This window comes from Verrucosispora sp. SN26_14.1, from assembly GCF_004307965.1.
Taxonomy (GTDB): domain Bacteria; phylum Actinomycetota; class Actinomycetes; order Mycobacteriales; family Micromonosporaceae; genus Micromonospora.
In genome coordinates, this window is record NZ_SISL01000313.1 from 1 (window position 1) to 6,925 (window position 6,925).

Consider the following 6,925-nt stretch of genomic DNA (forward strand, 5'->3'; position numbering starts at 1 on the left):
GGGTGGTGCACGCCGCCGGGCAGGCGCTCGCCGCCCACCTGCGCCCCGACGGCAGTTGGCCGTCCTTCCTGGCCGCCGGCTGGCTGAGTGCGGCTGTCCTGCACCGGCAGCAGTTGTTCTACGAATCGGCACGGATCAAGGCGTTGCTCGCCGAGCGGATGCCGGAGGCGTCTCCGGCCGACGCCGCCTGGCTCGCCTCGACCCTGCGCCGCGTCGAGGTCGACGAACAGGAGTGGACGGTGGTGGCGGCCCGTCGCCGGCTCACCGAGACGCAACGCACCGACGGCGGCTGGAGCAGCGACGACGGCCACCAGTTCGACGTGCACGCCACGCTTGCGGTGATCCGCGCCTTCCGCTGATCCGGCCGATGCCACCGTCTCCCGGTCGACGCCACCGGTCCGTGCGGTGCCACCAGGGCCGATCCGGGTGCCACCAGGGCCAGCCGTTGCCACCGGGATCGGGCGCCTGCCCATCAGCTCCGCAGGTGACCGTCCCCGGTGACCACGTACTTCGTGCTGGTCAGCTCCGGCAGGCCCATCGGGCCACGAGCGTGCAGCTTCTGGGTGGAGATGCCGATCTCGGCACCGAAGCCGAACTCGCCGCCGTCGGTGAACCGGGTCGACGCGTTCACCATCACGGCCGCCGCGTCCACCCGGGCCACGAACTCCCGGGCGGCCGACTGGGAGTCGGTGACGATCGCCTCGGTGTGGCCGCTGCCGTACCGCCGGATGTGCGCCAGCGCCGCGTCGAGCGAGTCGACCACGGCCACCGAGATGTCGGCCGAGAGGTACTCGGTGGCGAAGTCCTCGTCGGTGGCGGCCACCACCGCGTCCGAGTATGCCGCCGTCCGGGCGTCGCCGTGCACCGTCACCCCGGCCTCGGCGAACGCCGCCAGCATCGGAGGCAGTACGGCGTCCGCCACGTTCCGGTGCACCAGCAGCGACTCGGCGGTGTTGCAGGTGGACAGTCGCTGCGTCTTCGCGTTGAGCGTGATCGAGACGGCCTTGACCGGGTCGGCGGCGGCGTCCACGTAGACATGGCAGTTGCCCACCCCGGTCTCGATCACCGGCACCGTCGACTCCTCGACCACGGTGCGGATCAGTGACGCGCCGCCGCGCGGGATGAGCACGTCCACCAGCCCCCGGGCCCGCATCAGCTCCTTGACCGAGTCGCGTGAGGTGGCGTCGAGCAACTGCACCGTGTCGGCGGGCAGCCCGGCACCGTCGATGGCGTCCCGCAGCACCGTCACCAGCGCCGCGTTGGAGTGCGCGGCCGACGAGGAACCGCGCAGCAGCGCCGCGTTGCCCGACTTCAGGCAGATGCCGGCGGCGTCCACGGTCACGTTCGGCCGCGCCTCGTAGATGATCCCGACCACGCCGAACGGCACCCGGATCTGCCGTAGCTCCAGCCCGTTGGGCAGGGTCGAGCCGCGTACCACCTCACCCACCGGGTCGGGAAGCCCGGCCATCTGGCGCAGCGCGTCGGCGATGCCGGCCACCCGGGTCTCGCTGAGGGCGAGCCGGTCCAGCACGGCCGCGCTCAGCCCGGCCTCCCGCCCGGCCGCCAGGTCCGCCTCGTTCGCGGTGAGGATCTCCGGCGTACGCGCCACCAGCGCGTCGGCCATCGCGTGCAGCGCCGAGTCCTTGGCCGTACGTGTCGCCACGGCCAGCGCCTCCGCCGCCGTACGCGCCCGTCGGGCCTGCTCGCTCACGCTCATGACACGCTCCTTCGATGTAAGGAAGGGCCCCCTGTTAACGCCTCGTGCATAGGAAGGGCCCCCTGCAATCACTTCAAGCCGGCGGATCGTCCGCTCACAGCAACACCAGGTCGTCGCGGTGGACGACCTCCCGTTCGTACGCCGGACCGAGCGCTGCGGCAAGATCCGAGGTGGACCGCCCGAGTAGGCCGGGCAGCTCGACCGCGTCGTAGTTGACCAGTCCCCGGGCGACCGGCGCGCCGGAGGTGTCGACCAGGTCGACCGGGTCGCCGGCGGTGAACGCCCCGTCCACGGCGGTGATCCCGGCCGGCAGCAGCGACTTGCGGCGGCCCACCACCGCGGCGACCGCGCCGGGGTCGAGGTGCAGCCGTCCCCGGGGCGCGGTGGCGTGCGCCAGCCAGAACAGTCGCGCGGCCGGGCGGCTGACACTGGGATGGAAGAAGGTGCCGACCGGCTCACCGGCCAGCGCCGCGACCGCCTGCGGCGCGGAGGTCAGCACCACCGGGATGCCGAATCCGGTGGCGATCCGGGCCGCCTCGACCTTGGTCACCATGCCACCGGTGCCGACACCGGCCCGCCCGGCACCGCCGATGTCGACTCCGACCAGGTCCGACTCGTCGCGTACCTCGGCGATCCGGCGGGCACCGGGACGCGCCGGGTTGCCGGTCCAGAGTGCGTCGACGTCGGAGAGGAGCACCAGCAGGTCGGCGTCGACGAGCGCGGCCACCAGCGCGGCCAGCCGGTCGTTGTCGCCGAACCGGATCTCCTCGGTGGCGACCGTGTCGTTCTCGTTGACGATCGGCACCGCCCGCAGATCCAACAGCTTGCGCAGGGTGCGGTACGCGTTGCGGTAGTGCGCCCGGCGGGTCACGTCGTCAACGGTGAGCAGCACCTGTCCGACGGTCCGGTCGTGCCGGGCGAAGGCGGCAGCGTACCGCCTGATCAGCAGGCCCTGACCGACGCTCGCGGCGGCCTGCTGGGTGGCCAGGTCCCGTGGTCGCCGGGAGAGCCCGAGCGGGGCCAGGCCGGCGGCGATCGCGCCGGAGGAGACCAGCACGACCTCACGTCCGTCGGCCATCCGTGTCCCGAGGGCGTCGACCAACGCGTCCACCCGCCCGTCGTCCAGACCGCCGGTGGCGGTGGTCAACGAGGAGGAACCGATCTTGACAACGACCCGCCGGGCCGCCGTTACCGCGTCACGCACCCGCCTATTCTGCGTGGTCGGCGCGGTACGGCCCGGCGGCCTTCCCATAGTCTGGCCGCTTGTGACACCAGACGAGTACGTCGAGGCGGTGCTGGAGCTCGTCGACCGGATACCGCCGGGCCGGGTGATGTCGTACGGCGGGGTGGCCGACGCGCTCGCCGAGCGCTCCGGACGGGCGTCCGCCCGACTCATCGGATCGATCATGGCTCGGCACGGTGGGGCCGTCGGCTGGCACCGCGTGGTCAACGCCACGGGCACGATGCCACCCCGCCTCGCCGCCGAGGCGCGGGGGCGGTGGCTCAGCGAGGGTACGCCGCTGCGCGCGGGCCGGGTCGACATGCGGGCGGCGCAGTGGCAGCCCGGAGAGGGGATGTGACCCGCGCCATAACGTGAGTAACATTCGGCGCCATGAACGCGTCGCCGGGTGGAGCAGGGGCGGCCGGGTTGCCGCGCAAGGTGCACGCCGGGTACGCGCTCGGTTCGCTGGCCACGGGAGCCTTCGGCACCGTGCCGGGGCTGCTGCTGTTGCCGTACCTGACCGACACGCTCGGGGTGGCCGCCGGAGTGGCGGCCCTGCTGGTGCTCTTGCCGAAGGCGTGGGACGTGCTGGTCAACCCGGTCGCCGGGCGGATCTCCGACCGGACCCGGTCGAGGTGGGGTGCCCGCCGGCCGTACCTGCTCGTCGGTGGGTTGGCGTTGGCCGTGCTGTTCGGGTCGATCTTCGCCGCGCCGTTCGGCGCCGGACCGGCCGCCGGGGCGTACGTGGCGATCGCCTTCCTGGCGACAGCCACCGCGTTCGCCTTCTTCCAGGTGCCGTACGTGGCGATGCCGGCCGAGCTGACCGACGACTACGCCGAACGTACCCGGATGATGACCTGGCGGATCGCGGTGTTGGCGCTGGCCATCCTGGTCGCCGGCGCGGTGGCCCCGCTGGTCCGCGACGCCGCCGGCGGTGGCGTGCCGGGGCACCGCTGGATGGGCGTCTTCGTGGCCGCCCTGATCGCGGTCGGTGCCGTCGGCGCGTTCCTCGGCACCCGGTCGGCCCCGCAGGGCTCGGTCGGGGAGAGCGAGCCGAGCCTGCGTGCCCAGCTCACCGTCGCCGGTCGGAACCGGCCGTTCCGAGCGCTGCTGCTCTGCTTCGTGGTCCAGTCCGCCGGGGTGGCCACGATCCTCGCCGGGGTGCAGTACTTCGCCGACCAGATCCTGCGCGACCCGACGACCGGTCCGACCCTGCTGTTCCTCTGCTTCGTCGGACCGGCGCTGGTGGTGATGCCGCTGTGGTCGCGGGTGGGTGCCCGGCTGGGCAAACTGGCCGCGCTGGTGGCCGCGTCGCTGATCCTCTCCGTCGGTGGGCTGGCCCTGGTCGCCGCGCCGGTGCTGCCCGCCGTCGTGGTCTATCTGCTGGTGGCGGCGCTGGGCGTCGGGTACGCCGGTCAGCAGGTGTTCGCGCTGGCCATGCTTCCGGACTGCATCGCGTACGACACGGCTCGCACCGGCCGGCGGCAGGCGGGCGTCTTCACCGGCCTCTGGACGGCCGGCGAGACCTTCGGCCTGGCCCTCGGGCCGGGCGTCTTCGGTCTGGTGCTCGCGCTCACCGGCTACGTCTCCTCCACCACCGGCACCGCAGCGGTCCAGTCGGACACCGCCCGCCTGGGCGTCCTGCTCGGCTTCACCCTCCTCCCGGCCCTGCTGATCGGCCTGGCCACCCTCCTGCTCCGCCCCTACGACCTGACGCCCACCCTCCTGGCCACCCTCACCCCCCACGCCTCCCCCCTCCCCGGGGCTCCCGACGCCCCCCGTGTCTCCGGCGTCGATCATGGAGTTGTCGCCGGGACGAATGCCGTTAAAAGCCACGGAAAGGGCACCACCACTCCATGATCGACGAGAGCGGGTCGGCACTGCCGGCACACGGCGTACCGGCGGAACAGGTGTTGGCGGAGGTCCGCAGGCTGCGGGAGGCCGACCGGCCGACGCACGGCGGGCGACTGTTCGCGTACGTGTACGACGCGGCGGTCGCCGGGCTGGACGAGTTGGCGGCGGCGGCGTACGCCGAGAGCGCACACGTCAACGGGCTCGACCCGACCGCCTTCCCCTCGCTGCTGGCGATGGAGAACGCGCTGGTCGGCGCGGCGGCGCGGGTCCTCGGCGGTGGGCCCGGCACGAGCGCGCCGGAGGTGGTCGGCAGTGTCACCAGCGGCGGCACCGAGTCGCTGATCCTGGCCGTCAAGGCGGCCCGCGACGCCCGGCCCGAGATCACCGCACCCCGGATCGTGGTGCCGGCCAGTGCCCACGCCGCGTTCGCCAAGGCCGCCCACTACCTGCGGGTGGCGCTCGACACGGTGCCGGTCGACCCCGGCACGCTCCGCCCCTCGGTCGCCGACGTGGCCGCCGCGATCACGCCGGAGACCGTGCTAGTGGTCTGCTCCGCCCCCTCGTACGCGCACGGCGTGGTGGACCCGGTGGCAGAGATCGCCGAGACGGCCGCCGCCGCCGGGGTGCGCTGCCACGTGGACGCCTGCTTCGGCGGCTGGACCCTGCCCTACCTGCGTCGCCTCGGCACCGACCTGCCCGCGTTCGACTTCGCCGTCACCGGGGTCACCTCGATCTCGGTGGACCTGCACAAGTACGCCTACGCGCCGAAGGGCGTCTCGGTGCTGCTGCACCGTGATGCCGGGCTGCGCGCACCGCAGTACTTCGCGTACGCCGACTGGCCCGGGTACACGATGGTCAACCCGGTGATCTCCTCCACCCGGTCCGGTGGTCCGATCGCCGCCGCGTACGCCACCCTGCGCCACCTCGGCGACGACGGTTACCTGGAGTTGGCCCGCCGGACCCGGGAGGCGGTACGGGTACTGGCCGACGCGGTGCGCGGCGTCGACGGGCTGCGGCTGGTCGCCGAGCCGGAGTCGACCGTGGTCTGCTTCACCGCCACCGAGTCCGGCCCCGACCTGTTCGTCCTGGTCGACGAGTTGGCCGCGCGGGGTTGGCACACCCAGCCCCAGCTCGCGTACGCCGGTATGCCGCGCAGTGTGCACCTGACGGTGACCGCGGCGGTCGCGCCCACGGCGGCGGAGTTCGGCGCCGACCTGGCCGAGGCGGTCGTGGCGGCCGAGGCGGCCGGCCCGGTCGCGTTGCCACCGGACCTGCTCGCGTTGGCCGGGGCGCTCACCCCGGAGGCGCTCACCGCCGACATGGTCGCCGGGCTGGCCGCCGGACTGGGCCTCGGCGGTGGCGGTGGACTGCCGGACCGGATGGCACCGGTGAACACTCTCCTCGACGCCGCCCCACCCGCGCTGCGGGAGCGCCTCCTGGTGGAGTTCGTGAGTCTGCTGCAACGCCCGTCGTTCTGAGCGCTTTCTTGTTAGGAGGGGGCCCTTTATATACACGAGGCGTTAGCAGGGGACCCCTCCTTACCGAGCGGCCCGGCCGGGCCGGACGGGCGCTGTGGTTGACTGTCGGGGACGGGAAGGGGACGGTCGTGCAGCTACCGGCGGTGCTCGGCGAGCCGATCCGGTTCGTGCTCAACTGGGGCCGGCGGTATTCGCTCTGGGTCTTCAACTTCGGGCTGGCCTGCTGCGCCATCGAGTTCATCGCGACCAGCATGTCCCGGCACGACTTCATGCGGCTCGGCGTGATCCCGTTCGCGCACGGCCCCCGCCAGGCCGACCTGATGGTGGTCTCCGGCACGGTCACCGACAAGATGGCCCCGGCGATCAAGCGGCTCTACGACCAGATGCCCGAGCCCAAGTACGTCATCTCGTTCGGCGCCTGCTCCAACTGCGGCGGCCCGTACTGGGACTCGTACTCGGTGACCAAGGGTGTCGACCAGCTCATCCCGGTCGACGTCTACGTGCCGGGCTGCCCGCCCCGGCCCGAGGCGCTGCTGCACGGCATCCTCCGCCTCCAGGAGAAGATCGCCGCCGAGCAGTCCGGCATCGGCGGCGTACCCCGCCCCGACCCGCTCGCCTCACCGGCCGACGCACCGTCCGCCGACGGCGCCCCAC

Annotated in this window: 6 protein-coding genes and 1 pseudogene; 5 read left to right on the forward strand and 2 right to left on the reverse strand. The window is 73.0% G+C overall.

Annotation, left to right across the window (positions count from 1 at the left end):
* Positions 1-359: pseudogene (locus tag EYA84_RS22810) on the forward strand (squalene--hopene cyclase); the annotation flags it as partial.
* 113 nt (positions 360-472) lie between these two features.
* On the opposite strand, the gene EYA84_RS22815 reads toward EYA84_RS22810, so the two are convergent.
* Both EYA84_RS22815 and proB read right to left on the reverse strand, forming a co-directional pair.
* Positions 473-1,717 carry a glutamate-5-semialdehyde dehydrogenase gene (locus tag EYA84_RS22815; RefSeq protein ID WP_131055169.1) on the reverse strand — a complete coding sequence of 415 codons (1,245 nt, stop codon included), beginning with the start codon at positions 1,715-1,717 and terminating at the stop codon, positions 473-475.
* 94 nt (positions 1,718-1,811) lie between these two features.
* Positions 1,812-2,969 carry a glutamate 5-kinase gene (gene proB / locus EYA84_RS22820; protein WP_131055170.1) on the reverse strand — a complete coding sequence of 386 codons (1,158 nt, stop codon included), beginning with the start codon at positions 2,967-2,969 and terminating at the stop codon, positions 1,812-1,814.
* A 13-nt stretch (positions 2,970-2,982) separates the two neighbouring features.
* Between proB and EYA84_RS22825 the strand changes: the two genes are divergently transcribed.
* From EYA84_RS22825 to EYA84_RS22840, 4 genes are all read left to right on the forward strand, one after another.
* On the forward strand, positions 2,983-3,297 hold the full coding sequence (locus EYA84_RS22825) for an MGMT family protein (protein ID WP_131055172.1): 315 nt from the start codon (positions 2,983-2,985) through the stop codon (positions 3,295-3,297).
* A gap of 32 nt (positions 3,298-3,329) precedes the next feature.
* Positions 3,330-4,799 carry an MFS transporter gene (locus EYA84_RS22830; protein WP_131055174.1) on the forward strand — a complete coding sequence of 490 codons (1,470 nt, stop codon included), beginning with the start codon at positions 3,330-3,332 and terminating at the stop codon, positions 4,797-4,799.
* On the forward strand, positions 4,796-6,271 hold the full coding sequence (locus EYA84_RS22835; RefSeq protein ID WP_131055176.1) for an aminotransferase class V-fold PLP-dependent enzyme: 1,476 nt from the start codon (positions 4,796-4,798) through the stop codon (positions 6,269-6,271). Before EYA84_RS22830 ends, EYA84_RS22835 begins: the two co-directional genes overlap by 4 nt.
* A gap of 128 nt (positions 6,272-6,399) precedes the next feature.
* Positions 6,400-6,925, forward strand: a 526-nt coding sequence (locus EYA84_RS22840) for an NADH-quinone oxidoreductase subunit B (RefSeq protein ID WP_131055178.1), incomplete at its 3' end; no start/stop codon positions are given.

Bases quoted from the DNA above. Each gene is read 5' to 3' on its own strand.
- EYA84_RS22815 (WP_131055169.1), bottom strand. From the start codon at position 1,717: ATGAGCGTGAGCGAGCAGGCCCGACGGGCGCGTACGGCGGCGGAGGCG.
- proB (WP_131055170.1), bottom strand. From the start codon at position 2,969: ATGGGAAGGCCGCCGGGCCGTACCGCGCCGACCACGCAGAATAGGCGG.
- EYA84_RS22830 (WP_131055174.1), top strand. From the start codon at position 3,330: ATGAACGCGTCGCCGGGTGGAGCAGGGGCGGCCGGGTTGCCGCGCAAG.
- EYA84_RS22835 (WP_131055176.1), top strand. From the start codon at position 4,796: ATGATCGACGAGAGCGGGTCGGCACTGCCGGCACACGGCGTACCGGCG.